Consider the following 25,204-nt stretch of genomic DNA (forward strand, 5'->3'; position numbering starts at 1 on the left):
GTGTGAACTTGGTCCACGAGGGACAGGTAAGTCGCATATTTACAAGGAGATTTCGCCTAATTCAATCCTTGTGTCTGGTGGCCAATCGACGGTAGCGAATCTGTTCTATAACATGTCCAGTAAGAAGGTTGGGCTTGTAGGATTATGGGACACGGTGGCGTTTGACGAGGTAGCTGGCATAACGTTTAAGGATAAAGACGGCATTCAGATCATGAAGGATTACATGGCTTCAGGATCCTTTGCACGTGGCAGAGAAGAGAAGGCGGCTTCTGCTTCGATGGTTTTCGTCGGCAATATCAACCAGAGCCTTGATTCGTTGATCAAGACTTCGCACTTGTTCGCACCATTCCCAGAAGCAATGGCAAACGATTCAGCGTTTTTTGATCGGATGCATTACTACTTGCCAGGCTGGGAAGTTCCGAAGATGCGTCCTGACTTCTTTACGGATAAGTACGGTTTCATTGTTGATTACATGGCTGAATACTTCAGGGAAATGCGAAAACGCTCGTTTGCAGATGCCATTGATCGCTACTTTAAGCTGGGTAATAATCTGAATCAACGAGATGTAATAGCGGTTCGTAAAACAGTTTCAGGATTGGTGAAGCTCCTTTATCCAAACGGAGAGTATACAAGAGATGACATCGAGGAAACTTTGAAATATGCCCTTGAAGGAAGAAGACGAGTAAAAGAACAGCTCAAGAAAATCGGAGGCATGGAGTTCTACGATGTTCATTTCTCCTACATTGATAAGGAAACGTTGAGTGAGGAGTATGTTTCCGTTCCAGAACAGGGCGGAGGCAAACTTATACCTGAAGGGCTTGGAAAAGCTGGACATGTTTATACTGTAGGGCATGGCGATTCTGGCATGATTGGGGTATACAAACTTGAGAACCAGGTCGTTTCGGGGTCAGGGAAATTCGAGAAGTCGGGTGTCGGATCTCATCGAGGAGCTAAAGAAAGCCTGGATACTGCCTTTCGTTACTTTACTTCAAACAGTAAAAGTATCAGCGGCTCGATTACCACGAAGACCAAGGATTATTTGATGCATATAAGCGACTTGCAGGGCATCGGATTGACGGATGAATTAGCTATAGCTGAATTGATAGGATTATGCTCAGGTGCATTAGAGCGACCCGTTCAAGAATCCATGGTCGTACTTGGTAACATGACGGTCGGCGGTACTATTGCAAAAGTTGAGGAGTTCGCCAATACGCTTCAGGTTTGTGTAGACGCGGGAGCGAAAAAGGTATTGATACCAGCCTCTTCCGTAGTGGATTTTCAAACGGTTCCTGCTGATCTGCTGATAAAGGTTCAGCCCGTATTTTACTCAGATCCGACCGATGCAGTGTTTAAAGCGTTGGGGGTAGGATAAGGAAATGGATGATAAGATACATAAAATTATTGCCGAGCTTGATTATGGATCTGCCTATACCATTACTTATACCGATTCTGACGGAAAAGAAAAGTGTTATGATCTTTGGTGAGACAAAGAGAACACTATATATCGTTTACAGACCATCTATTTGCTTGATGGAAAACCAGAGGAGATTGGGGAGACTGTTGGGTACAACAAGTCTGAAATAACAAGGATATTGATCGAGCTGTCAGCCTATGATCAGTTCCATGTCCGTGAAATTGACTGAAAATAAGAGTTGTCAGGTCGTCGAAAGGGTGGTTTTCGGACTATTTTTGAGATTTTTGCTTACGAAATTCCCATCAACATTGAAGAGTAAGCTGGAATACATATGGGGAATGGCCGATAGTTGGCTGTTCCCTTTTTTCGTGCTGGTCTAATAGCTACTACTTATAGGGAAAAGAAGGAATTACATTCAAATTTGTTGAATTAACTCTGATAAGACAAATCAACATGTTCAACAGCATGAAAAGGGGAAGCTATATGATCTGGAATATAAGAAATCTTGTCGTATTTGTATTTGTCATTGTCATGTGGATGATTGTGGATCATTTACATATCAATAATGTGTTAGCTTTTATAATCATTTTTATCCTGATGTTTCTCGTACTATATGTTCCTATTCTTTTTACTGTATTATGGGATTCTAATTTGAAGAGAATAGAGAAGTTTTTAATGTCGCGTAAGAATAAACTAGAATACCATCTATTTTATGCTCTAGCCAATGAAATCGATGAAGAAGTAGAAGACTCAACTCGACTATTGCTCCAAAAGTATAAAGGAATTCACAAACAAGCGTTATATAAAACCGTTTTTGCTTTCTATAAAAAAGAAATTTTGACGGTTAAAGAAGAAATCGAATTCATCAAACCACGGGCATATAAAAATTACTATCGAGCTATCGTATGTATGGAAGAAGGAAATAATGCGGAAGCTCACAAAATCATTCACGACATTCCAACGCCTTGGATGAAAAATGCGATTCTTTCCGAATTGGAGTTGAAATCAAATCATTATGCAGCAGCATTAAAACTGGCACAACAAGCCTTGCATCAATCCAAAGGTTTACAAAAGTATGTACTGTTCAAAACGTATCAACGGAAATTCCCTGAGATGCAATCTGTAAATGGAACACAACTTTAAAAATGAAGGTCTATGCACATTCGCATAGGCTTTTTTTCGTGATGGAGGTGAGCAGAATGAGCAAAAACAATAACATTTCCAAAAGAAATAAACCGAAGATACTGACAAAGTATGATCAATTTGTTGTGCCAAGACTGAAGGATATTCCCGTATGGGTACGTGAAGGAGCCACGGATGAGGAGATTGCAAAGCGATTGAACATTCATATTTGGACATTAGGCGATTATCGTAGGAAGCATCCCAAATTTGCGGAAGCATTGGAACGTCCAACCAAGTGGGAAACCCATGTATATCCTAGACTAGCGGAGATTCAGGTATGGTTCGAAGAAGGCATGAACGCAGAGGACATCATCAAGAAACTCGACATAGGTAAAACGACTTGGTACGAGTATATAGATAAACATCCGATGCTCGCTGAACTAGTCAAATGGAGCAGATCTGTCCCTATATCCCACGTAGAAAATTCACTTTTGAGGGCTGCTACAGGGTATGAATATGAAGAAATAAAAACGATTATTGAAGAGGACAAAAATGGAAAAAAGAAGACTCGTATTGAGAAAGTGAAACGGTATCAGCCTCCTAATCCGACAGCGATGATCTTCTACTTAAAGAACCGCGCACCCAACGAGTGGAATGATCGACGTGAATTGCTGGTAAATACGAAAGCACTGGAACAGGAGCGTAAGCAGCTATTTCTGGATATGATTGAAGCCGATGTAGTGGATGCCGACTATGAAGCTATCGAGGAATCGGTCGAGATGGAGGAAGGATACATAGAGCCAGATGATTCGCACTCATAACGTTATGCCGTCAGTATTTGTATAGATAAACGCCAGTTTTAGCCTTGAATTAGCCCCAAATTGCCCAAACTAAGTGCATAAGATAAGTTATGTATGGAGTGGACTTTCCCCCACATCAACGGTATGATGTGACACACAAGCGAAGGGTGGGGCGAATATGGACTATATTCAAGGGTTTGAAGCACATATACGGAGCAAGGATCGGAGCGAGAACACAGTTTCGTGCTACATTAGGGACGTATTGCAGTTCATAGTCTGGTATCAAAGGAAAACGGAATATGGACTGGATCAGTGGATTGAACTGGATGGCGTGGAGTACAAGAAGTATTTGCAAAGCACCAACCAAGCGATACTGACCATCAACCGTAAGATCGCCAGTATCAACGTATTTGCACAGTGGATGCACCAGCAAGGCTATATTAAGGAAGAAATACATATCGAAACAGTCAGGAATAAGGTTGTTCGGCAATAGAAAGGGTTAGCGGAAAAAGATTTGTGGAAGCTGCGGAATGAAATTCACCGTATGGGCAATCGAATGCATATCTGCATGATTGAATTACTGTTTGGAACGGGGATACGGGTAAGCGAACTGGTTGGCATCCAATTGAAGGATATTGAAATAAGTGAACGTAAAGGATTATTAAAGGTACTTGGCAAGGGTAACTCCTTCCGAACCATACCGATCAATAAGGATGTACGAAAAGCCATTACCCGATATCTTGAAGCCAGACCACAAGTTGAATCATAATATCTATTTATTGGGCAGCGTGGGCCATTGGAGCGAAATGCGGTTAACCTAATTCTGAACAAATATGGAGATAGAATCAACGTGAAGGTCACACCACATATGCTCAGACATACGCTTGGCTATAAGTTGGTAAAAACGACTCCACTGACGACTATCCAGCAAATCCTTGGGCATGATCACGTAGCGACCACCAATATCTATACCTTAACAACACAGCAGGATATGACTGAAGCTTTGGCAAATATCGAGTGGTGAGAGCCACTCTTTTTGTCGTGGATGGAGGGGTTCTTCTATGTAGATAAACGGAGTCGCCAGCAAAGGGTGCAGAAATTTTTGTGATGATTTTACGGTATATATGAGAAAGGAGCTATACCCATTGAAACAATAAAGCAAGAAGAACAGCGACAGGCTGAGCTGCTTAAGCAGTATATGGAGAAGCATTTTAAACCATCGAAAATGAAACGACTGATCGGAACGTTCTCTTTCTCTGAACTAAGAAAGCTTATAGGGGAGATGGACATTGAATTTTTTGCTTTGGCCTATTTCCCTAAATATTTTGATCGAGTATTTGGACAGTTTCACAAAGAGCTATTCACGGAATTAAAACATATGCTTGCGGATACAGAACTGATTACGGCTTTCGGTCTCCCAAGGGAGCATGGAAAGTCAACGATTAGTTCTTTTTTATTTCCGCTGTATGCCACACTTTATGATAAATCACAGTTTACATTGATTATATCTGCTACAGAACAAATCGCTCTTCCGTTTCTCGATATGATCAAAGATGAGCTGGAAACCAATCAGATGCTGATTGAGGATTTCGGGATTCGTAAAGGGAGCCGCTGGAACAACAATGAAATATGGCTGAAGAGTAAAGGTGGACTGGACTCCTGCATTATGATTCATGGGATTGACGGTAGTCTGAGAGGTATTCACTATAAGCATCATCGCCCTACGCTGGTATTAATGGATGATTTGCTTAAGGAAGATACCGCACGATCCGAAGCCAAACGAGAACAAATTAAAAATACGTTTACGGATGTCATTCTGCCTATTGGCACAAGGGATACCAATATCCTGATCTGTGGAACCATCTTGAACGAAGAGGACATTATGGCCGATCTACTCAAAGGGAAAATCTCAGGTGTGAGAAGTGTTCGTAAAGCAGCCGTGCTTCAATTTTCAGAACGGGATGATTTATGGTCAGAGTGGGAGCGACAATATAATAACTTGCAGGACGAGGACAGGATCAATACGGCTTTGTTTTTTTTTATGGCTCATGAGGAGGAAATGCTGAAGGGTACGGAAATCCTGTGGAGCGAGTATTTGGACTATTATTATTTGATGTGCAAGAAGCAAGCCATGGGTGAAAAGAGCTTCTATAAAGAATTACAAAACGATCCGCGTTCAACAGACGAATACATATTTCAGAATCTGATGTATTGGGACAGATTGCCTGAGCTTGAGGAAATGGAAATGGCGATGTATATTGATCCAGCCATTAAAGCCGGGAAGAAAAATGACTACTCTGCGGTATCAATTATTGGGCAACACCGAAAAACGAAGCAAATGTATGTGGTCGATGGCAATATCTATAAACTGTTGCCGGACGATTTGTTTCAAGTAGCCATTGAAAAATTGAAGCTTTACCCTGTAGATAAACTGGGTTTTGAAGTGAATCAGGCACAAAGCTATATGAAGCAAAAGTTTGAAGAAGAGTTATGGAAAGCGAAGATACATACGCCCGTAGAAAGTGTGCATTCCAGAGGGCAGAAGCATGAACGTATTATGAGCTTGGAACCGGAAATCAAGAAGGGACATATTCTGTTCAATGCAGATAACCTCAGATACAATCATCAGGTGAAGGACTACAATCGCAATTGTACATATGATGACGCGTCAGACAGTTTATATGGGGCTGTCCAATTGATTCAGTCGGTCAAGAGTCTGAAATTTTATGATCGCAGCTTGTTATTTTGAAGCTTCTGCTAGATATTCATTCATTATTTTGATCCGATCTCGGTAAGCTAACGAGTAGGAAAGCGCAACAAATTTTATCCAGTTGCGTCTTAATATGGAGTGAGTTACTGCGCAACAAATTTAACCAAAAAGGGAGCTATCATTTATGAAAAAAGCATTCTTTGGGGTTTTTCTTGTAATCTTTTTATTTATTTCATCGTCAACTACTTATGCAGCAGAAAATCAAATCAAAGTTGACGGTGTTGCTATTGCATCCGATGTGAAGCCCGAAATTAAGAACAAACGTACAATGGTACCTCTACGTGTTATTAGTGAGAATTTGGGAGCTAGCGTCGAATGGTCCAATTCCGAGGTTATTCTCGCTAAAAGCGATATGAAAGTCATATTAACACTGAACAGTAGTACAGCGGAGAAGAACGGTAAAAAGAGGCTGCTTGATGTAAAACCATACATGAAAAATAAGCGCATGTTTGTTCCACTTCGTTTTATTGCAGAGACGTTTGGATGCAATGTCAATTACAGCAACTTTGCAGTGGCTGTTAATACTGAACCATTGTTCATAGACGGTGTACAAGTAAAAGCATTGCAACATGAATACCATATGACTATGGGCGGCGTAGTTCGGAAAATTAATGGAAATACATATAACAAAACGATCTATAATATTTTTGTAAAAAACAAAGGTAAAAAGGTCGAAGCACCTGCAGACTACTCTTGGAGAGGTACTAGTGACACACTTGGGTCCTATTATAAAAATGCACAATATGATTTTCTAGACCCAAAAGGGAACAGCTTAGTTCGTTTTGATGTTTATTCTTTATTTCGTTCTTTTCCATCTGAACCTTTAACAGGATACCCAGAGATTTTGATTCATGACGTATCTAAAGATGAGTGGTACTTATTTAGCGATACCGCAAATCGATCCATTGAAGAGTTAATTTATACCGCTGAAAAGAACGGTTTTCTGAAGGTTATAAGTAATACAGTTGTATAAAGTGATTTTTTCTTATTACACTAATTGGAAACGATAGTTGACGAGCTTGTAATAGTATATCGATGCCAATAGATGCTTGTTATAATCCCGGTTTGGCTTAATCACGGGTATGTAAGGAGGTTAATATTCTATGGACGGCTGGAATGAGGAGAAGGCTCTGGAACAGAGTGATATTCATCAATTGAGTGGTGAGATCTATCAGATCTTACACGAGAGGATTGACGAGCTAGGTGTAGCCTATGGCATTGTTACTGAATTTAGTTATAACCCTGAGGAACCACCATCCTGGACTATTAGTATTGAGGACTCTAAAACCGCGCTTACCCCGGCCATCTTGTTCCAATATATGAAACAGCATAGAAATTTGAAGGATGCGTTAACTCATTTTATGCGCGATCACTTCCCATACTTCACTTAAGCAGAGTATCAACGGTGAAAGGAGATTCAACTAACGGGGACACGTTAATTCAACAAGGAACTACCTTAGTAAAGGTGGTTCTTTTCTTTATTCAAGCAACAGTTACATTGCCCATTTTGAAAGGAAGAATCTATTTGCAAATAACTGAGTCCATCATATTAGAATGTCTAAATGAACTCCAATCGGCTACATTAGCCAAACAGAAATATGCGGATTACTACAATGGTCAGCATGCCATTCTCAAGAGCTATGCGATGCAAGAAAGCCGCAGCAATCAAAAGCTTATCTTCAATTTCCCACGTAAGTTTGTAGATAATGAAGTGGGCTATCTGCTTGGTAAACCAGTAAATTATGTGTCCAAGTCGGATCAGGACACAGCTATACATAATATAGATATACATATGAGTCATTGGGACAAAGAGCATAATCTACAGCTTCGGAAACAATCCGAAATCTTTGGCGAGAGCTATGAATTGAACTATCTTGATTCGGATGGCCAGTTTTCAGCTACGGTATTATCTCCTATGAATGCCTATGTACTGGAAGATGGAACAGCAGAACGAAATGTATTGCTTGGTCTACATAAATTTACGAGAAGGTTTGATAAGCAAGTGTACCTTGACGTGTATACCGACCATGAAATTCTGCACTATACAATCGGCAACGATGACAAACACAATCGGAGTAGGACAAACCAAGCACCTGAATTAAAATATATCGGCAAACACAATCACATCTTTGGAAGAGTCCCGCTTATCTCCTGTCCAGCTAATACAGAGAGAAAAAGTGGCTTTCATGATGTGATTTCTTTATTTGATGCTTATAATGCGTTGAATTCAGATTTGGTCAATGAAATTGCAGATCATCGCAACGCCTATCTGGTGATTGAGAATGCCAAGCTTGAAGCTGAGGACTTATTGAATATGAAAAAGATGGGCATTATTCAGGTTCCGGCTGGTGGGAAAGTAAGCTGGCTTACGAAAGAGATTAATGATTCTTTTGTGAAGAACGAGTTGGATAATATTGAACGCAAAATCTTCGACATGATGGATCAGGTCAACTTCAATGAAAAACTGGGCCAGCAATACATCTTCCTTAGCGCTGAGAAATAAACTTTTGAATTTGGAGAATCGAGTGGCAATGCGTGAAGCGTTAATGGAAAAAGCGATCAAGCAGCGTTTACGGAATTTCTTTACCTTCCTGCACATTAAAGAAGGCGTGCAATATGATTACCGGGATATCGCGGTGAAGTTTACTCGTAATTTGCCGACAGACTTGGTCGGGATGGCTGATGTGATCGTTAAACTGAAAGAAGTGGTTTCACAGGAAACGCTGCTCACATTGCTTCCGTTTGTCGAGAATCCAAAGTTGGAATTCAATAAATTTCATGCGGAGCAGCAACGATTAGTTGGTGCGGGTAAGGAGATGTCCAATGCAAAATAAAAATACAATTAAACGGTTAGTGAAGAATAATTGTGCATGCTATCTCGGAGCGAAGCACAGTATCCCAAACTATTGCTGTTTACAGTATAGTCCATGTGTATTTTTCGCTCAATATGATTCTCTTCCCCGTTGTACCTATTTTGAAAATGGAGTTTTGCCAATGGACGAGAAGCTGGTTCAAGAATATAAGTCTGATCGGAATGTAGAGAATGAGCCTAAGACAGCGAAGCCGAGGGTGAACTGTACACGTTGTGGAGGAACATTTTCGGCAAATTCGAATCGGCAGAAATATTGTAACAAATGCAGAGGTAAGAATGTGAATGAAAAGACAAAATTGCGAATGCGTCAGATGAGAAAATAACAGGCTTGATGTTACGCTTTAGAGGTTTAAAAAGTCCAATAAACTAAGGGTTAAAAATAGGCAAAAGTGGGGAGTTGGTATGTTTGTACCTTTTCCTCGTTTTTGTGATTTCTAAAGCGTTACATTGCTGTCCTGAGCATGACATTAAACGGCTCAATTAATACATACATATGTGTGTTTGGTTCTGTGGAGTCGAATGGACAATAAAGGAGATTAACGAAAATGAATTTAGAACAAGTAAAGCAGTTGATTGAGGAAAACCAAACAAACGAGGAATGGCAATCGTATCTTCGGGGATTGAATCCGTATAGCGTAGAAGGGATAGAGCAATACATTCAATCTAATCATGATGCAAGAAGTTGGTTCGATAGCACGGTGGACAAACGATCCGCTAAATCGCTGGAAACGTGGAAATCCAATCATTTGGAAAGTGCAGTGGATGCTGAGATCAAGAAGCGATTCCCGGCTAAGGATGAGAAAGAAATCGAAGTCTAGAAGTTACGAGCCGAAGTGGAGCATATGAAGCTAGAGAAGCAGCGTGAACGGTTAACTAGCCAAGCGGTAAAAATTGCATCCGAAAAGAAACTTCCACTTCCGTTAGTGGATTTTTTTGTTGGTGCAGATGAAGACACAACGACAGCGAATTTAGCTATGTTGGAACAATCGCTGCAACAGGCTATACAACAGCAAGTCGAGCAACGGCTTAAAGGGGATGGATATACGCCTCCGGCTAGTTCAACAGGTAGCGCATTTACATTGGATTCGATTAAAGGAATGTCGCCAAACGAGATTAATCAGCATTGGGATCAAGTCAAACAAGCATTACAAAACAAACAATAATCAATAGAAGAGGACAGGGTGATTAGAATATGACAGTACAACATTTTATTCCTACAATTTGGAGCGCACGTTTAAATGAAAGCCTGAAGAAGAATTTGGTGTATGGCAATGTAGTCAACACTGATTATGAAGGTGAGATTCAAGGCCAAGGCTCCACCGTAAAAATTAATTCCATTGGGGCAGTAACGATTGGCAATTATGATAAGGTGGCAGGAATCGGGAATCCACAGGAACTGGATGCCACGCAAAAAACATTGGTGATTGATCAGGCGAAGTATTTCAATTTTCAAGTGGATGATGTAGATGCTGCTCAAGCGAATGTGAATCTACTGGATGGTGGAATCGTGGAAGCTTCGTATGGACTCGCCAATGTGGTGGATCAGTATCTTGCTGGGTTTTATACGGAGGTTAAAGCTGAGAATACAATCGGCAATGATACAACGCCTGTTATTCCAACAAAAGATACAGCCTATGATTTACTTATTGATTTAGGCGTGCTGCTGGATGAGAACAATGTGCCTGAAAGCGAGCGTTTTGTAGTGGTTCCTGCATGGTACTATGGCTTGCTCTTGAAAGATGCTCGTTTCACCAAAGACCCGAATATTATCCGCACAGGTTATGTAGGGGATATTGATGGCATGACCATTTACAAATCCAACAATGTGCCGAATACCACAGGAGCCAAGTATAAAATCATCGCAGGTCATAAGAGTGCGATTTCGTTTGCGGGGCAAGTGGATTCAGTGGAAGCCTTCAGACCAGAGAAACAATTTTCGGATGCAGTGAAAGGATTGCAGGTATTCGGTGCTAAATGTATCAAGCCGGAAGCCCTCGCTATACTCACAGCCAATTAGTCTTAATTAAAAATAGGATGATATGAGAACACATTATAATAGAAGAAACACGTTTAGGGTGTCTGCTTTGGATGCCCTTATTTTCATTTTTGGAGGGTGATAAGATGTGGTTTTTGAATCAGGAAACAGACTGCACATGGGAAGTAACAGATCAGGAGCTGATACTGCGGTTACAGGCCAGTGGACATTATGAGCAAGTAGAGGAACCTAAACAGGATAAGACGGAGCAAGATGTACCCCAAACGAAAGCTCAAGCTACCAAGAGCATGAAGCGTACCGAGAAGGAACAGGTAAAGGAGGTACAGGAGACAGCACATGAGTGAGCTAATGGATTTGATGAAACGATTATTAGGCATGGAACCAACAGACATATCCAAGGATGATATCCTGATCCATTATTTGAATAAAGCGAGGAGTAACATTTATGGCTATTGTAATGTGGCGACACTGCCTGTGGAATATGATCATGTCATGGTCGATTATGCGGTGTTTCTTTATAAGAATAGGGATTCGGTTGGACTTATAAATAAACAGGAGGGAGAGCGATCAGCTAACTATGAAACAGGCATTCCGACAAGTATTCGATTGGCTCTTCCTCTACCTAAAATCAAGGTCGGAACAGATTAATGTTCTATGATACGAAGCTGGAAATTTTAGATGTTACTCATTTCAACTCTGTTCTGTCAGTAATGGCAGATGTACAACCTTATCGCAAAAGTTTTTCATTTGAAGATGGTTACATACTAGAGACGACATATCGAGCTTTCTGTCCATTGGAATCTTTATTGCTGTCGAACTGCTATATTCGTATTGGCAAGGATGTTTTTATTATTTTGGACATGAAGAAATGGAGCGATTATATGGAGTTGTACCTGTATCGCTGTAAGGCAGATTTTGCATTGGAGGTAGAGAAATGACACGGAGCTTAGAGCCGATGCTTGATTTCTTCCTACGAGAGAAAGGCGAACTTGTGCATATTAACAGTGTAAAGCAGCTTGCTCTGATCCGGGATGCGACAGATACCATTCAAATGACTGATGAAAAAATTATTCGTGCAGCAACACCATTACATACAGGTGATATCGTGGATTATCGTTATGAACGTTATTTAATTACTAGTCAGGTGGATCGAAATGAACAGTCTTGTCGAGGCAGAATGAAAAAGTGTAATCAACGGCTAGCTTTAAACTGGGATGGACAAGTGAAATGGTTTGATGCTGTGGTAGAAGCCAGAACGTTTTCAACGGAAACAGGTAAAGTTATCTCCATGCCAGATGGAAACATTATGGTTACTGTACAGGACAACGCAGATACGAGGGGTATTAGATTAAGTCAACGATTTTATATGACTCATCAGCCGTTTAAAATAGTTGGAATGGATCGTATCCTAAATGGCATCATCCAGTTAAGCTGCACATTAGATAGCATAAATACAGCTTATGATGACGTGGAAAATAACATTGCAGACAGATGGAAGTACGAGATTGCTCATACATACGCATTACAAATCAATCAGGGGACGATAGCTCATGTGCTGCTCAACAAAACAATACAGTTGAATGTGACTACTACGGATAATGAAAATGAGATAGCGAACCCGGCGATTACCTATATATCCAGTGATCCAAGTGTAATTAGTGTAGACCAGCAAGGTCAGGTTATGGGTATCGCTTTGGGACAAGCAAGCATCACCGTAAAATTAACGTATCACCCGACGGTACAAAGCACCATTGAATTGAGAGTCGTCGAAACAGGAACGCATATCTATTCGATAGCCATTACCGGTAATCCTATGCTCAAAACAGGTCAGAGTGTCTCATACGTCAGTCATATCTATGATCATGGAACAGAAGTGTTTGACCAGTCGGTGGAGTGGAGCCTACGAAATCAAGATGATTCAACTCCGATCATGGGGGGCGTGACAGCCAGCACAGGAAATAGTGTAACCATAAAAGCCGGAAGAAGTAGTGGATCTAGCAACAAAGCTCTTGTACTGACTGCTACCTTAGTAAGCGATCCTAGTATTACCATAGAAAAGACCATTAGCCTTAAGAATTTATTCTAAGTTTTATATCTATTGGCTTGCCTTCGTGGTGAGCCATTTTTATTTCAAAGGAGCACATACATATGCAACGAAAATCTATTGATTATCTACTGAGTCTAAGCCTATTGAAGCAATTGAGATTACAAAATGTCATTACAGAAGAAGAGTTCATAGCGATTGATGAGCTTAATAAAAAGTCTTTCAAGTAGCTATCACATGGGCAGAAATGGACTTGATGATGTACCGCACGCATTATAATATGTGACCGTATAAAGAAGATATCGAAGGGAGAAACACCTATGGCCCAAGCCGCAACCGCAAAAAAAGTCGTCGTTGTTCCCATTAAAACGATGGACATCGTAGAGGGAATCCAATCTATTCAAAAGAAGAAAGTCGCTGCCTATTGCCGGGTCAGTACAGATTCCGAGGAGCAAAAGGAGAGCTATACCAATCAGGTCAATCATTATACAAAGTACATTCAAAACAACTTGGAATGGGAAATGGCTGATATTTACGCAGATGAAGGCATCACCGGAACCAGCACTAAAAATAGAACGCACTTTAATCGCATGATACAGGATGCCCGAAACGGTAAACTGGATCTTATACTGGTCAAGTCGATTTCGAGGTTTGCTAGGAATACACTGGATTTATTGAAATATGTACGGGAACTTAAAAGTCTCGGAGTGGCTGTATTCTTTGAACGAGAGAACATTAATACACTGGATACAACAGGTGAAGTATTACTGACCATCCTGAGTTCTCTTGCCCAAGACGAGAGTCGAAACATTTCTGAAAATAGTCGATGGGGCATATTACGAGGCTTCCAAAACGGTAAAGTCTTCTGCAACACCACTCGCTTCCTCGGCTATGATAAGGATGAACATGGTGAATTGGTGATTAACGAGCCAGAAGCAGAGATTGTGCGGCGCATATATGAGGAGTATCTAGACGGAAAAAGCTATCAGGCGATAGCCAGAGGCTTGATGCGAGATCACATTAAAACAGTCACGGGTGGCGATACGTGGTGGGATTCCTCCATTACCTTAATTCTGACCAATGAGAAATATTATGGAGCCTTGCTTCAGCAAAAGACGGTAACCGTTGATTTTCTAACCCATAAACGGATCAAGAATAAGGGACAAGAGCAGCAATATTTTATAGAGGATAACCACGAACCGATTGTATCCAAAGAAATATTTGAAGCGGTGCAAAAAGAGAAGAAACGGAGAGCCAAGCTGAAAGGGAGTGTGATGGGGGAGAGTAAAAGATACTCCAGCAAATATGCACTGAGCAGTAAAGTATATTGTGGATGCTGTGGAGCCATTTTTAAACGCCGAACCTGGAACAGCAATAACCCATCCAAAAAAGTAGTATGGCAATGCAAAACGTATGTTAATGAAGGTAAAGTAGCCTGTGATGCCAAATCGGTTGATGAACAAGTTTTACATTCCGCGTTTGTACGATTGTTCAACCGGATGTATGAGAACAAGGAAAGATTCATGAAGACGTTGAAAGCCAATATTGAATCGGTACTTTCCAGCAGAGTAGAGCAAAAATCGTTATTAGACATCGAAGGACAGATGCAACAATTGAAATCCGACTTGAAGGAATTAGTGAATCTCAAGCTACGGAATCAAATTGATGAAACGGTATATGATGAAGAAACGAACAGACTTTCCAATGAACTCAACGAGCTACGACAACAGAAACTGACACTGGATAAGGAAGAGGAGCAGAAAGCGAATATTAAGGAACGTGTCGATGAAATTATCCAAGTACTAAGCTTACGGGAAGATATACTGGAACAATTTGATGATAACCTATTTAATGCGTTGGTGGAGAAGATAACCATTCTCTCACCAGCGCATTTTGTTTTTACCTTGAAAAGTGGAATGAGCATAGACGAAATACTGGACTAAAAAAATCATAGACTAAAGTGATCAAAAGCTAACGAATAGCTGTGGGTTGTATGACGGGAAGAATCAATCGAATCCCGTCTTTTACTCCTTCCATATAGATGGATTGTTTGTCCTGACTTAATTGATAGCCTATTGCTTCTTCCCATTCAGATAGCAGATGTTGAATATCTTCGTTTTGGTTGGTTTTGAATTGATCCATTTGCGTAAATAGATTTTTACCCTCTGATGAATATGAAGCCTGTTGTTCACTGGCTAGTTCTAATTGATCTTGAAACCAATCTGGCCAATTTGACATTGTGTGCTTCCCCTCCCGTGGTTTGAGTGTGTGTATGTTAACTCTGATCGGGAGGGATGGCAAGTCATTGTTTTGTGTAAAGGATGTCTGCTATAGGGGCCTCTCTCTAGTACTAAGTAGCTTTGAATAGAATGACAGAAACTGGTTTCCTTTATATTACAAATAAAAGAAAAAAATAAAAATATTGATTCTGTAAATCTTATCCACTATAATGCACATAGAGTTATTTTTATGAATAAATTTCCATAAATGAAGAAACGCTGGCCAGCTTTCGATTATAGTATTACATTAAAATGTGGAGTGTGAATTTATTATTATGTTGAAGAAAACGAAGATTACTCTTTCTATTCTACTTATGGCTGTTTCCATTCCAAGCTTGGCTGCAAATGCTCAAGGCCAAGAACCTTCGTCGAATGAATTTAGCCAGTACATTAAAGACGCTATTGAGCAAGAAATCCAATTGTCGGCTCCTGCGGCTGCAAAAGGAATATCAACATTAAGCAACAAAGATTTTGATCATTCTGTTGATAGCCTTATGGAAAAAGGAGTACTTAAACAGGATACAATTCAAAAAATCGAAAAGTTGCAGGATGCCGAAGTGGTTATATTGAATATTGACGAAACTGGCGATCTGGTTGATGCTACTTCTTCCAAACAAGGAGATATTAAAGACCAATTTGAAAAGAAAGTTACCGATGCAACTTATAAAAGCGATGAGCTGGGCGAGAGTAAAGTGAGCGACCATAAAATTACCCTTCAATCTACTTTATCGAATAGAGGCAATACTGCTGGAAAGGAGACGGGAGCATTTCATCGACTTCAAACGCCAGCAAGCAATTCGTCCATCGTATATAATGGTGTAATGGCAGATTCTATCACCCTACCAACTTACGATATTGCAAATGCCGATGATGATAATGAAGCTGCTTATATGTATACAGGAATAGATGGAGTCGCGGAAGTTGGGTTTGAGGGTTTGAGATCTAAGACTACTCCAGCCGGGTGGTATCCTGTTTTCCATGCAAAGGTACTCCATACTGTCAACGAAGGAGATGACAACGGCTATAGCCAGCCGAATTCTAGAGATACAACCTATGTTTATAGATCTAAAAGATTTGATAATGGCGCTACTATAAATGGATACAAAGTATTTTACTATGCTGGAAAATCTGATGAGCCTACTTTAACCATTAGAGAGCAAATTAATTATTCCAATATTTATGTGGTTAAATTTAATGGACTGGGGACGACTGGACGGTCTGTTAAGAGAGTGACTGCCATAGCTATGAATGGAGTATCAAATAGTGGTATTCCTTTTAAGCACGGCTTCACATCTGCCGTTTGGAATAATATGCGCTTTCTAGTTAACAACAGCGCCAGTGCGAAATATCCTCAAAATGTTACCAATTTAAGTGATGACGTATGGAATCATGGCGGAAGAATTGATTATACGAACAGTAATAATGTCGAGAAATACTCATTCAATGTCCGATAAAAATATAATATTTTAATATTCCTAGTGTAATAATTAGAAATTCAGTTCATTGGGCAGTTGATCTAAAAAATAGCGAAGAGGTTCTGGTTGATGAATGGAGAGAGGTGATACACTATGTTAAAACGTATAATTTTGCCCTTAGCTTTTATCTTTGTGTTCCTTTCTTCTGTCTCAGTTGAGAGCGCACATGCGGGATCTAAATTTAGTTATAATGTTGAAGTTTCTGTAAATAACAGCACTTTGACATTAGATCCATTTAGAGAGAAATCCACAAACGAAAATAATAGCATTTTGACAACAGACGTCAGTCCGTATATAGAGAGAGCCACCAACACAGTATATGTCCCTATTAAATTCATATCTGAGGGCTTGGGAGAGTCTGTCTCGTGGAACAGACTTAAACAAGAAGTTACAATTAAATCGAAGAATGGTACAATTATACGATTAACCGTGGGTAGCAAAATTGCATACGTGAACGATGAAGAAAAGATGATGCCAAGTGCTCCCGATATGCCGGAATATCCAAATCGGGTTATGGTTCCTCTTAGATTTGTTTCGGAAGTTCTGGGAGCTACAGTAAATTCAACTACGATCAATGGAACATTACATGTTGACATTAAGAAATAATGCTTGAATGTTTGGGAATGAGTAACAAACCAATTGCTCTTCAAGTCTGATACATAAGGCTTGAGGAGCAATAATAACAATTAATGCATAGCAGAAAAAGTTTGGAATAGGGGTTCGACTCCCCACGTCTCCCCACTGAAAATCCGCTCATTGAGTGGGTTTTTGCTTTTAATCATTCGAAATTGTATAGCAAATGTAGACATGGGATATTTAAGGTACAGAGTTTGGTGAAGCTTGTAGGCATTCTGCTACGTTTAAATCATGTTGTTGATAAAACTGCTGGCGTAATGCTTGAGAAACCAATCCGGCCAATTTGACATGTTATGCTTCCCCTCCCGTGGTTTTTGAGTGTGTGTATGTTAACGCTGATCGGGAGGGATAGCAAGTCATTGTTTATTTATGGGGGATTGGCTGGCTATATTATTTTGTTACTGATCTTGAACAGGTAAAAGACTTATCCACCTTATAAATCAAGTTGGAATGAGCCTTTAGGAGTATAATAATTTTGAAAGCAATTTTCTTACTCAACAAGACCCGTGAATTGGGTAATCAAATATATGTGCTCAATTAGTTTGACCTTTTCTAGATTTTCTATCTTTTCGGAACCGCCTAATCCTAGAAGTGGAACATAACCAAAGCATTCATCAAATGCTGGTTTTCCGTATTTTTCAATGGCATCAGGATATGGTAGCCAATCTAGATCGTTTTGTAGGGATGAATCATCCTCTAGGTCAGAGAAAAAAATTCAAACCCAGATGATATGCCTTGCATCTTTCCTCTTCTAAAATTAAGTAAAAGTAAATATTTATTATCTTCCCAAATAAGTAGATCTCCCATGGAAGTAGTAAATAAAACCAGAGCCTCTTTGCTTCTTACATACACCTCTTCTAGCAAAGAATGAAATTCATCTGGGTTTACTATTTTTAAATATCCATTTAGGATACTACCAAAGCCATACTGCTTCCAAACTTCTATTAATTGCTCAGGTACTTTACCTTCAAATTTATTAATCAGTTTTTCAGAAGCCTTTTCATGTAGCTCAAAATCATTAAAAATTCTACTATCCATGGTGATCCCCTTAGAGACTTTTAAATATACCTTAACTAAGACGTTTAAAATATTATCTTGCTAGATTAGCCCTGTTAACACTGTATATGCTATAGTCCTTTTTATGCCAAAATTCTTTGATCCCTATTCTTTTCATTAGATCAAATTCCTCTTTGTACAAAGGATACATCCCAACTAACTGTATTGTCTTATCGGGCAGTTCAATCACCGATTCTTCTTTTTCTAATATTGCAGAGGCAAAAACAAAATAACCTGTCATATCAGACTCTTGTGATATAGGTTCATCTAAAGTAAACAAATCTGCATAAGAGAATCCTTTTACCCCCCTATATTCAGCAGCAAAATAAGCAGCAGCCAGCCCCCAACTTTCATCTTGCGTTTCTAGACTTATGATTAGTTCTGGTTTCGCGTTCTTCCAGCCTGTAAATTCACCATCAGATAAACCATACGTCACCGCTGTTAGCATACCTTCTTCAGGTAAATCATAGTAAAAAAACACATGTATTGGCGTACTCCCATCTGAAGGATCTACTTTTCTTATAACGTCTTCCTGACCAAATATTCCCTCAAGCTTATTTATATAAAGTTCCGCATTCGTTTTCAATTAGTTCCGTCCCCCTAGTATCTTAAGGTCCTTTATACTCATCCGAATGATCTTCGTCCTTATGACTCCTATTAGAACTTGGATTTTCTGGACGATAATGATCTGGATTATTATGCTCGTCTAAAAACTGTTTTCTTGATATACCACGTTCTTTCGCACTTTCTTTGTGCTTTCTAAACTCGTAGCCAGGTTTGTGCCCCATATCCCATGGCTCTTTAGGATCAAGTGTATCACCTGTGAGTGGATCCTTTACTTTGCCATCAACATCTTTTGCATTTTCCCAGGTTTCTTCCTTAACTCCTTTTCGGAACTTAGAAGGACGACTATAAGTATCTTTGGGTTCACGTGGACGTTTAGGTTTCGTAGCAGGAGGAGAAGCATTGCCCACTTCATTACTAGGTTTCTGCAGTGCTGAGTTTCCTTCACCCTTACCAGGCTTTGTACCCGTGGACTTAGGAGGTGTTGAAACTTGTTTATTTTTTTCCTTAATCATTTTCCAAAGCTCAGCAGAATCTTCTCCTGCATTCGACGCCCCGTGGTAGGACATCACACCTCCATGATATATCATACCAGCAGATGCAACGTTCACCAACACACCAGCCGGAGATAATACGACCGATCCATCAAGGAGAAAACCACCAACCTCTCCCCCCGTACCAATCATCATCTCTCCAACTCCAGCTACAGTGCTGAACACATCTCCTATCACTTCGCCTGTTTTACCTGCAATCGGATGTTTTGGGTTGTAGTCAATTTGATGTTTACCATGTGATACACTTCTTAAACCAGCTTGGTATGCTCCTTGTGTAGCATCCCATGCCATTTCACTGCTAATCCGGGCTCCTTCTAACTGTAGTTGTGCGTTCAGTAATTCAGCCTCACCTTGCTTCTCTAATGCTTGTTCCCACCATGACTGAGATTCCTCTTCTTGCTTTGGCTTTGCTTGTTGAGCCATATAGCTGTCATAATTGGCTCTCCAGCGTTGTCTAAGATCTACCGGAACCTGCTGATACGCATGAGCCATGGCATTAGACTCTTTCAGTAAGTTCTGCACCAGTTCCAATGGGCCACCAGAATGTGCTAAATGACGTGCGCTCGTAAACACTTTCCCCAAAATCCACTTGCTATAGTAGGCTTGTCTCGCTTGATCATGCTCGTATTGATTAATCAACCCTTGCAATGCTAGACCAGCCAAGTGTTTTAACGGATGAATACCGTTCCCCTTACCGCCTCCAATCGTAGGAGTTCCTTTGCTCCGAACGGGGATCGCTGCGGTTGCTTTCAGAATGACACCCGCCGCAGGCCCACTTAATGCTCCCGCAACAACACCAGCCACTTTTCCCATCACTGGAATGGAGCCTAATAGCTTGGACACCGTACCCAACAAAGAGTTGGCCTGTTGAAGTGCAGCCGGACTTGTTACTTTGGCGGTAGGAGTGCTGCTTGATGTCTTAGCTGCTGATGGGGCTTGCGCCGCCTCGTATGCTTTGATGCTCATCAATGGTGGCTCAGGCACAGGAGGGAGGTCGGCCACGAAAACAGGAGCCTTCACCGTACCTTTCTGATATATCACCGGAGCTTTGGTATCCGTTTCACCATCCAGTACCATGCTGCTGGCTCCGCCTTTTAGATACAGTGCCGTTCCAGCTTCGAGTGAAAGTTCCTCGCCTGCATCGAGCTTCACATGACCACCCTGAATCTGCACATTCCCTGGACTGTCGATCGTAATGCCGTTACCTTCATGCAGTGTAATGGAAAATTCACCGGAGGTGGATAGAGTTAGTTCATGCTCAGACATTTCGACGCCGCTACCTTGTACATGTTGCCATACCTTCACATTCGGCTGTCCATTGGTGTGGCGTTGTTGTCGCAGTGAATCCGTCACATAGGCATCCTGTTCGCGATTTGTTGGCAGATACAGTTCGATCTGTTCCCCGATTTCAGGCATATTGTACCAGCCACTATGTTCTTCTGCTACATATCGAGTCGCTACAGGAAACCAGCAGGCTTTGGCAGGATCTTGCTTCGGGTCAATCTCTAGTTGAAGCTGTACAAAATCCTGTTGTACCTTCAGCACCGTTCCTGTCAGTGAAATCCCGGTGGCCTGGTCGTTTTCATACCGGGCATACCGGATATCCTGTTCGGCTTGAAGATCATAACGGGTACGCAGCAAGCCATCTGTTAGTGTGGTCACGGCTCGAACCACGACCAGTTCTTTGCCTTGTCCAATGGGTAACGTGATAAGGTCGCCCAGCGCATAGTATTGCAGACTTTCGATCATATAGGTGACATACGAGCCAGCACGTTCGCCTGACTTTTCCGCATCCAGCTCATGAAATGTTTTACGTACTCGATAAAATACATCTCGCTCCACCTTATGCTGCTTGCCTTCAGGCATCCCGAAGAAAACCTTGGGCGAGGCTGCGGTTACCTCTGGCACAAGTACGGAGCCAAAGCGAGAAGCGAGACGTTTTAAAAACGCCCAATCCGTCTCCTCATATTGTAAAACAAATGTCTCCAGTTTGGCATAGTTGCTTACCGTATCAATGGCATCTCCGTATTGATATTTTCGAACCAGCGCAGTGACCAGATCATCATAAGTGCGATGAATATCTTGATAGGAACGCCTTTTACGCTTAATATCCATCTGGTACGAATGGGAAGCGGCCTCCAGTTCAAACGTATACACGCCTCGCACGCAATGTACGGACATGCGCGTAACAATCCCATGGAACAGCCTTCTCAGTGATTGTCCCTGATCATCCAACTGACGAATCACAATGGGCTCTTGCTCCATATCCTGTCCGATGCATGCAGCTCCTTGTTCTTCGGAGAGCAACCCACTGATATGTAAATAGGCATGATCATTAATGGTGCGTGTTATTTGAAGTTGTTCGATGTGTAGTGGCTGAAAGGGACCATAAAAGCGGAGGCTTTCATATCCGATCCCATCTGATAATACGCTCAAGTGAGTTCATAACTCCTTTCTAGATGCGATGGGTATTTCCAAGTAAAGCACGTCATCTTGAATTCGCCTCTGGTTATAGAAGCAGCAGATGAGTATAACAGTGAGTCAATATAAATATGATAACAAGGTTTGTACGCTAAAAAGGGGCGAGAGGTGATATTTAATAAACAACCCAGCATATGTATTTATCGGTTAAAAGAGAGACTTAGTTTACAGAATGATCCATTCGTTATGGTTTTTACAATGTGTTGGAAGTAGAAGATTTGGGGGAAACGTAGAGCAGAGGGCATATGTCCCTTCCGTCATCTCAATATACGAAATATATTGAGATGTAAACGTTAAGTTAGATAGTTTGGAAAAAAGTTTCATAGCAAACAAGTACAGTTGTATTATTTAATGTAGATCATATTATTATGGAAATTTTCGGTGTTACATTTTTATTACTTCTTTTTCATATTTCTTCATTGATCGTATTTTGTGAACGTATGAAACTATCGCATGAATATAAAAAAAATCAATTCGTTCGGTCTATTCGTCTGGGTAATTAGTCTCAAATTTTATCAAGGAAGTTATACTCTATCTAGGTTGAATATGGTAAAGTAAGTGTATTCGTATTTACCTAAAGTCTTGTGGTATGAGAAAATTTTCTATGAATTTAGCAAACTGGAGGGTTCGGTGATATCCATGGATGAGTTTGGTAATAATAATGATCTTGTACAATTAGTGGAGACTGATCCTATTGAAGAGGAACATGGTGTTAGTGTCGCTGCTAGAATTATTTATCAATTGGGAGAACAACTAATTTCAGATGAGTTTGTGGCACTAGCTGAATTAATTAAGAATTCGTATGATGCTGATTGTACATCAGTAAAAATTAATATAAATACCACTGTACAAACTCCGCATGGTCAAGGTCGTATAGTGATTGAAGATAACGGAAATGGGATGACGAAGAGTCTAATGACTCAAAACTTTCTGAGAATCTCTACTTCTTTTAAAAAAGTTTTTAAATATTCGCCACATTTTAATAGACGCACACTTGGTGAAAAAGGATTAGGAAGGCTGTCAATTCAAAGACTAGGAAATTATCTTAGCTTGGTGACAACGCCACGTATTGAGAGAATAAAAGGCATTGTATCAGAAGAGGATGTTGAGTTTTCAAAAAAATATAACCAATATAAACTAGAAATAAACTGGAATGAATTTAAAGAGTCTGAAGGAGATTTATCCAGCATTAAAGCTAAATGTTCATACTTATTTAATGATAGTCCTCGTTATGGGACAAAAATCATTATAGAGGGCATAAGAAATCTTGATTTTTGGTATATCAACAGAAAATTACAAACAAGAATAAATACTGAAATATTTGGAATGGTGAATCCTTTTGTTCAAAATAACAAACAAAGGTTCCAAATAAATATTGAGATTGACGGTATTCCATTTTCTAATAGTAAAATTGATGAAAATGTATTGGATAAAATGAGCGACATTATGGTTGAATTCTTTTTAGAAAATAAAATTCTTAAGATAAACTTGCTTTTTAAAAAACGGTATATAGATCGATTATTAAAAGATTTTATTAATAGAATGATAGATCGTGGTTTTACAAAACATAAAATAAAAGAAGAATATTTTGAAAAAAATGAGAAAATCGAAATTAATTTAGAAACTGACGAGTTTGGAATTGAATTCCCGTATTTAAAAGAAATTAAACTCAAAAAACATTATGATATTAAAATAGGAATAGAGGAATTAGCCTACCCTGGCGATTTTAATGGTAAGTTGTTTATTAGTGATCAATCAGGAGAAGCATATAATGAGTCGCTATTATTATTGCAGCAAAATAATATGGCTTTTAAAACAATTAAGGAACTAAAGTCGATTTGGCAAGCTGCAGTAGGAGTGTACTTGTTTAGAAATGATTTCCGAATATTCCCTTATGGTCCAGATTACGACTGGTTAGGCGTAACTACAAGATCACAAAGATTAAAAGCTAATGCATTAAAAGAACATACAATTTCTGGTTATGTTCAACTTGACAGCATTAGTAGTGAAAAATTAACTGAACAGACAAATCGTTTTGGACTTATAGAAGATGAATATGGAAAGAATTTTTTTACATTAGTACGCTCGATTATTGCTGAAATTGTTACAAGACACGATATAAAGTTAAGAGCTAATTTTAATGTTCAAGAGATTAAAGAGAACTCGACGAAGGTTGAATCAATTGATGAAAATATAATTTTTGAAAGATTAACTAATAGGGTTGAACTTAAACAAAATATCATATCACATGTTAAACAAGTTACAACTGACTTGAGTGAAAAGGGTGTATCGAATGATAACTCTTTTCAGATAAAGCTAAAAGAAATTGAAGGTAAAATCAGTCAACTTGAAAAACTAAATGAAGAGGACGAAGAAGAGCGGAAGCAAGAGAATTTCACCATAAATCAGCGGATTATTGATTTACAAGCACTTGTAGGTTTGGCAGGCCAAGGAATGATTGTTGAGTCTTTAACACATGAATTACATCGTATTGAGTCTAATATTCGTTATTATGCTAAAAATTCTAAGGATATCATTATGAAAAATAATGATAATAAAGATGAATTATTAGATTACCAAGATAGTATTATACAAGAAGTTGTTTATTTGCAACAACAATTGGAACATCTTGAACCAACATATAAGAAGAATAGTCTTATATTAGAATCAATTGAGATTACTAAACTTCTGAAGAACTTGTATATTGGAAATAATCCGATGGCGAAAAAGGCATCAATGAATAAGGTGTCGGTAAATGTGGTAGGAAATGATTTTGTTATAGCAGCTAATAAAGGATTATTAATCACTATATTTGATAATTTATTTTTAAATTCATTATACTGGGTTTCAATGGGAGGAGAAGAAAAGAAAATTATTTTTGAAGTAGATGATCCTAATAAAACAGTGGTGGTTTATGACTCAGGCCCAGGCGTTCATAGAGACATAGAAGATATTCTATTCCAACCATATGAAAGTATGAAACAAGATGGAAGAGGATTGGGCTTGTATATAGTTAAGGAACTCATGAGTTCAATTAATGCAAATATATCTTTAGATAAAACTAATAAAAATAAATACGGTAATTACTATAAGTTTATACTAGCTTTTAAATGAAATTAGGAGTGGTTTTTTATATGATGA

General features: G+C 39.6%; 21 protein-coding genes and 4 pseudogenes. 21 read left to right on the forward strand and 4 right to left on the reverse strand.

Annotation, left to right across the window (positions count from 1 at the left end; genetic code table 11):
- The 18 genes and pseudogenes from brxL to GRP75_RS05580 form a co-directional block, all read left to right on the forward strand.
- A partial coding sequence (gene brxL / locus GRP75_RS05510) for a protease Lon-related BREX system protein BrxL (RefSeq protein ID WP_160788791.1) occupies nt 1-1,372 on the forward strand: 1,372 nt, incomplete at its 5' end.
- A 525-nt stretch (nt 1,373-1,897) separates the two neighbouring features.
- On the forward strand, nt 1,898-2,557 hold the full coding sequence (locus tag GRP75_RS05515) for a hypothetical protein (protein WP_160788792.1): 660 nt from the start codon (nt 1,898-1,900) through the stop codon (nt 2,555-2,557).
- 56 nt (nt 2,558-2,613) lie between these two features.
- The gene (locus GRP75_RS05520) at nt 2,614-3,357 is read left to right on the forward strand and encodes a transposase (RefSeq protein WP_160788793.1); all 744 of its coding nucleotides are present in this window, start codon (nt 2,614-2,616) and stop codon (nt 3,355-3,357) included.
- Nucleotides 3,358-3,514: 157 nt separating this feature from the next.
- Nucleotides 3,515-3,829, forward strand: coding sequence for a site-specific integrase (locus GRP75_RS29515; RefSeq protein ID WP_237448929.1), 315 nt, complete (start codon nt 3,515-3,517; stop codon nt 3,827-3,829).
- Between the two features lie 75 nt (nt 3,830-3,904).
- Nucleotides 3,905-4,360: pseudogene (locus GRP75_RS29520) on the forward strand (tyrosine-type recombinase/integrase).
- 258 nt (nt 4,361-4,618) lie between these two features.
- Entirely contained in the window at nt 4,619-6,085 is a 1,467-nt protein-coding gene (gene terL / locus GRP75_RS05530) for a phage terminase large subunit (RefSeq protein WP_237448930.1), read from the forward strand.
- Nucleotides 6,086-6,230: 145 nt separating this feature from the next.
- The gene (locus GRP75_RS05535; RefSeq protein ID WP_160788795.1) at nt 6,231-7,079 is read left to right on the forward strand and encodes a copper amine oxidase N-terminal domain-containing protein; all 849 of its coding nucleotides are present in this window, start codon (nt 6,231-6,233) and stop codon (nt 7,077-7,079) included.
- Between the two features lie 130 nt (nt 7,080-7,209).
- Nucleotides 7,210-7,497 (forward strand): hypothetical protein, encoded by a 288-nt coding sequence (locus GRP75_RS05540; protein ID WP_202403996.1) that lies wholly within the window; start codon nt 7,210-7,212, stop codon nt 7,495-7,497.
- A gap of 254 nt (nt 7,498-7,751) precedes the next feature.
- Nucleotides 7,752-8,940: pseudogene (locus GRP75_RS05545) on the forward strand (phage portal protein).
- Between the two features lie 583 nt (nt 8,941-9,523).
- Nucleotides 9,524-9,796, forward strand: a complete 273-nt coding sequence (locus tag GRP75_RS29525; protein ID WP_237448931.1) for a hypothetical protein — start codon at nt 9,524-9,526, stop codon at nt 9,794-9,796.
- 12 nt (nt 9,797-9,808) lie between these two features.
- A pseudogene (locus GRP75_RS29530) lies at nt 9,809-10,141 on the forward strand (DUF4355 domain-containing protein); the annotation flags it as partial.
- A 29-nt stretch (nt 10,142-10,170) separates the two neighbouring features.
- A complete protein-coding gene (locus tag GRP75_RS05555) occupies nt 10,171-10,995 on the forward strand; it encodes a phage major capsid protein (RefSeq protein ID WP_160788796.1) in 825 nt (274 codons plus the stop codon).
- 104 nt (nt 10,996-11,099) lie between these two features.
- Nucleotides 11,100-11,318, forward strand: a complete 219-nt coding sequence (locus GRP75_RS05560; RefSeq protein ID WP_063212562.1) for a hypothetical protein — start codon at nt 11,100-11,102, stop codon at nt 11,316-11,318.
- On the forward strand, nt 11,311-11,622 hold the full coding sequence (locus GRP75_RS05565; protein ID WP_160788797.1) for a phage head-tail connector protein: 312 nt from the start codon (nt 11,311-11,313) through the stop codon (nt 11,620-11,622). Before GRP75_RS05560 ends, GRP75_RS05565 begins: the two co-directional genes overlap by 8 nt.
- Nucleotides 11,622-11,912 (forward strand): hypothetical protein, encoded by a 291-nt coding sequence (locus GRP75_RS05570; protein ID WP_061830781.1) that lies wholly within the window; start codon nt 11,622-11,624, stop codon nt 11,910-11,912. Before GRP75_RS05565 ends, GRP75_RS05570 begins: the two co-directional genes overlap by 1 nt.
- On the forward strand, nt 11,909-13,060 hold the full coding sequence (locus GRP75_RS05575; RefSeq protein ID WP_160788798.1) for an Ig-like domain-containing protein: 1,152 nt from the start codon (nt 11,909-11,911) through the stop codon (nt 13,058-13,060). Before GRP75_RS05570 ends, GRP75_RS05575 begins: the two co-directional genes overlap by 4 nt.
- A gap of 62 nt (nt 13,061-13,122) precedes the next feature.
- Nucleotides 13,123-13,248, forward strand: coding sequence for an SHOCT domain-containing protein (locus tag GRP75_RS30420; protein ID WP_256873800.1), 126 nt, complete (start codon nt 13,123-13,125; stop codon nt 13,246-13,248).
- A gap of 90 nt (nt 13,249-13,338) precedes the next feature.
- On the forward strand, nt 13,339-14,961 hold the full coding sequence (locus GRP75_RS05580) for a recombinase family protein (protein WP_160788799.1): 1,623 nt from the start codon (nt 13,339-13,341) through the stop codon (nt 14,959-14,961).
- Between the two features lie 28 nt (nt 14,962-14,989).
- On the opposite strand, the gene GRP75_RS29145 is transcribed toward GRP75_RS05580, so the two are convergent.
- On the reverse strand, nt 14,990-15,256 hold the full coding sequence (locus GRP75_RS29145; protein ID WP_202403997.1) for a hypothetical protein: 267 nt from the start codon (nt 15,254-15,256) through the stop codon (nt 14,990-14,992).
- Nucleotides 15,257-15,572: 316 nt separating this feature from the next.
- On the opposite strand from GRP75_RS29145, the gene GRP75_RS05590 reads away from it, so the two are divergent.
- Together GRP75_RS05590 and GRP75_RS05595 are read left to right on the forward strand one after the other, a co-directional pair.
- Complete coding sequence (locus GRP75_RS05590; RefSeq protein ID WP_069080203.1) at nt 15,573-16,751, forward strand: hypothetical protein; 1,179 nt, start codon at nt 15,573-15,575, stop codon at nt 16,749-16,751.
- A gap of 114 nt (nt 16,752-16,865) precedes the next feature.
- Complete coding sequence (locus tag GRP75_RS05595) at nt 16,866-17,378, forward strand: stalk domain-containing protein (RefSeq protein WP_031462000.1); 513 nt, start codon at nt 16,866-16,868, stop codon at nt 17,376-17,378.
- A 520-nt stretch (nt 17,379-17,898) separates the two neighbouring features.
- Here GRP75_RS05595 and GRP75_RS05600 read toward each other — a convergent pair.
- The 3 genes and pseudogenes from GRP75_RS05600 to GRP75_RS05610 form a co-directional block, all read right to left on the reverse strand.
- A pseudogene (locus GRP75_RS05600) lies at nt 17,899-18,446 on the reverse strand (T6SS immunity protein Tdi1 domain-containing protein).
- Between the two features lie 52 nt (nt 18,447-18,498).
- Nucleotides 18,499-19,050 (reverse strand): suppressor of fused domain protein, encoded by a 552-nt coding sequence (locus GRP75_RS05605; RefSeq protein WP_160788800.1) that lies wholly within the window; start codon nt 19,048-19,050, stop codon nt 18,499-18,501.
- A 22-nt stretch (nt 19,051-19,072) separates the two neighbouring features.
- Nucleotides 19,073-22,018: a GH-E family nuclease gene (locus GRP75_RS05610; RefSeq protein WP_160788801.1), complete on the reverse strand. Its 2,946-nt coding sequence runs from the start codon at nt 22,016-22,018 to the stop codon at nt 19,073-19,075.
- 684 nt (nt 22,019-22,702) lie between these two features.
- Here GRP75_RS05610 and GRP75_RS05615 point away from each other — a divergent pair.
- Nucleotides 22,703-25,177: a sensor histidine kinase gene (locus GRP75_RS05615; RefSeq protein ID WP_160788802.1), complete on the forward strand. Its 2,475-nt coding sequence runs from the start codon at nt 22,703-22,705 to the stop codon at nt 25,175-25,177.
- The last annotated feature ends 27 nt before the right edge of the window (nt 25,178-25,204 follow it).

The organism is Paenibacillus sp. OT2-17, from assembly GCF_009827695.1.
GTDB classification, from domain to species: domain Bacteria; phylum Bacillota; class Bacilli; order Paenibacillales; family Paenibacillaceae; genus Paenibacillus; species Paenibacillus polymyxa_B.

Coding starts and splice junctions, on each gene's coding strand:
- GRP75_RS05515 (WP_160788792.1), top strand. CDS start 1,898: ATGATCTGGAATATAAGAAATCTTGTCGTATTTGTATTTGTCATTGTC.
- GRP75_RS05520 (WP_160788793.1), top strand. CDS start 2,614: ATGAGCAAAAACAATAACATTTCCAAAAGAAATAAACCGAAGATACTG.
- GRP75_RS29515 (WP_237448929.1), top strand. CDS start 3,515: ATGGACTATATTCAAGGGTTTGAAGCACATATACGGAGCAAGGATCGG.
- terL (WP_237448930.1), top strand. CDS start 4,619: ATGGACATTGAATTTTTTGCTTTGGCCTATTTCCCTAAATATTTTGAT.
- GRP75_RS05535 (WP_160788795.1), top strand. CDS start 6,231: ATGAAAAAAGCATTCTTTGGGGTTTTTCTTGTAATCTTTTTATTTATT.
- GRP75_RS05540 (WP_202403996.1), top strand. CDS start 7,210: ATGGACGGCTGGAATGAGGAGAAGGCTCTGGAACAGAGTGATATTCAT.
- GRP75_RS29525 (WP_237448931.1), top strand. CDS start 9,524: ATGAATTTAGAACAAGTAAAGCAGTTGATTGAGGAAAACCAAACAAAC.
- GRP75_RS05555 (WP_160788796.1), top strand. CDS start 10,171: ATGACAGTACAACATTTTATTCCTACAATTTGGAGCGCACGTTTAAAT.
- GRP75_RS05560 (WP_063212562.1), top strand. CDS start 11,100: ATGTGGTTTTTGAATCAGGAAACAGACTGCACATGGGAAGTAACAGAT.
- GRP75_RS05565 (WP_160788797.1), top strand. CDS start 11,311: ATGAGTGAGCTAATGGATTTGATGAAACGATTATTAGGCATGGAACCA.
- GRP75_RS05570 (WP_061830781.1), top strand. CDS start 11,622: ATGTTCTATGATACGAAGCTGGAAATTTTAGATGTTACTCATTTCAAC.
- GRP75_RS05575 (WP_160788798.1), top strand. CDS start 11,909: ATGACACGGAGCTTAGAGCCGATGCTTGATTTCTTCCTACGAGAGAAA.
- GRP75_RS30420 (WP_256873800.1), top strand. CDS start 13,123: ATGCAACGAAAATCTATTGATTATCTACTGAGTCTAAGCCTATTGAAG.
- GRP75_RS05580 (WP_160788799.1), top strand. CDS start 13,339: ATGGCCCAAGCCGCAACCGCAAAAAAAGTCGTCGTTGTTCCCATTAAA.
- GRP75_RS29145 (WP_202403997.1), bottom strand. CDS start 15,256: ATGTCAAATTGGCCAGATTGGTTTCAAGATCAATTAGAACTAGCCAGT.
- GRP75_RS05590 (WP_069080203.1), top strand. CDS start 15,573: ATGTTGAAGAAAACGAAGATTACTCTTTCTATTCTACTTATGGCTGTT.
- GRP75_RS05595 (WP_031462000.1), top strand. CDS start 16,866: ATGTTAAAACGTATAATTTTGCCCTTAGCTTTTATCTTTGTGTTCCTT.
- GRP75_RS05615 (WP_160788802.1), top strand. CDS start 22,703: ATGGATGAGTTTGGTAATAATAATGATCTTGTACAATTAGTGGAGACT.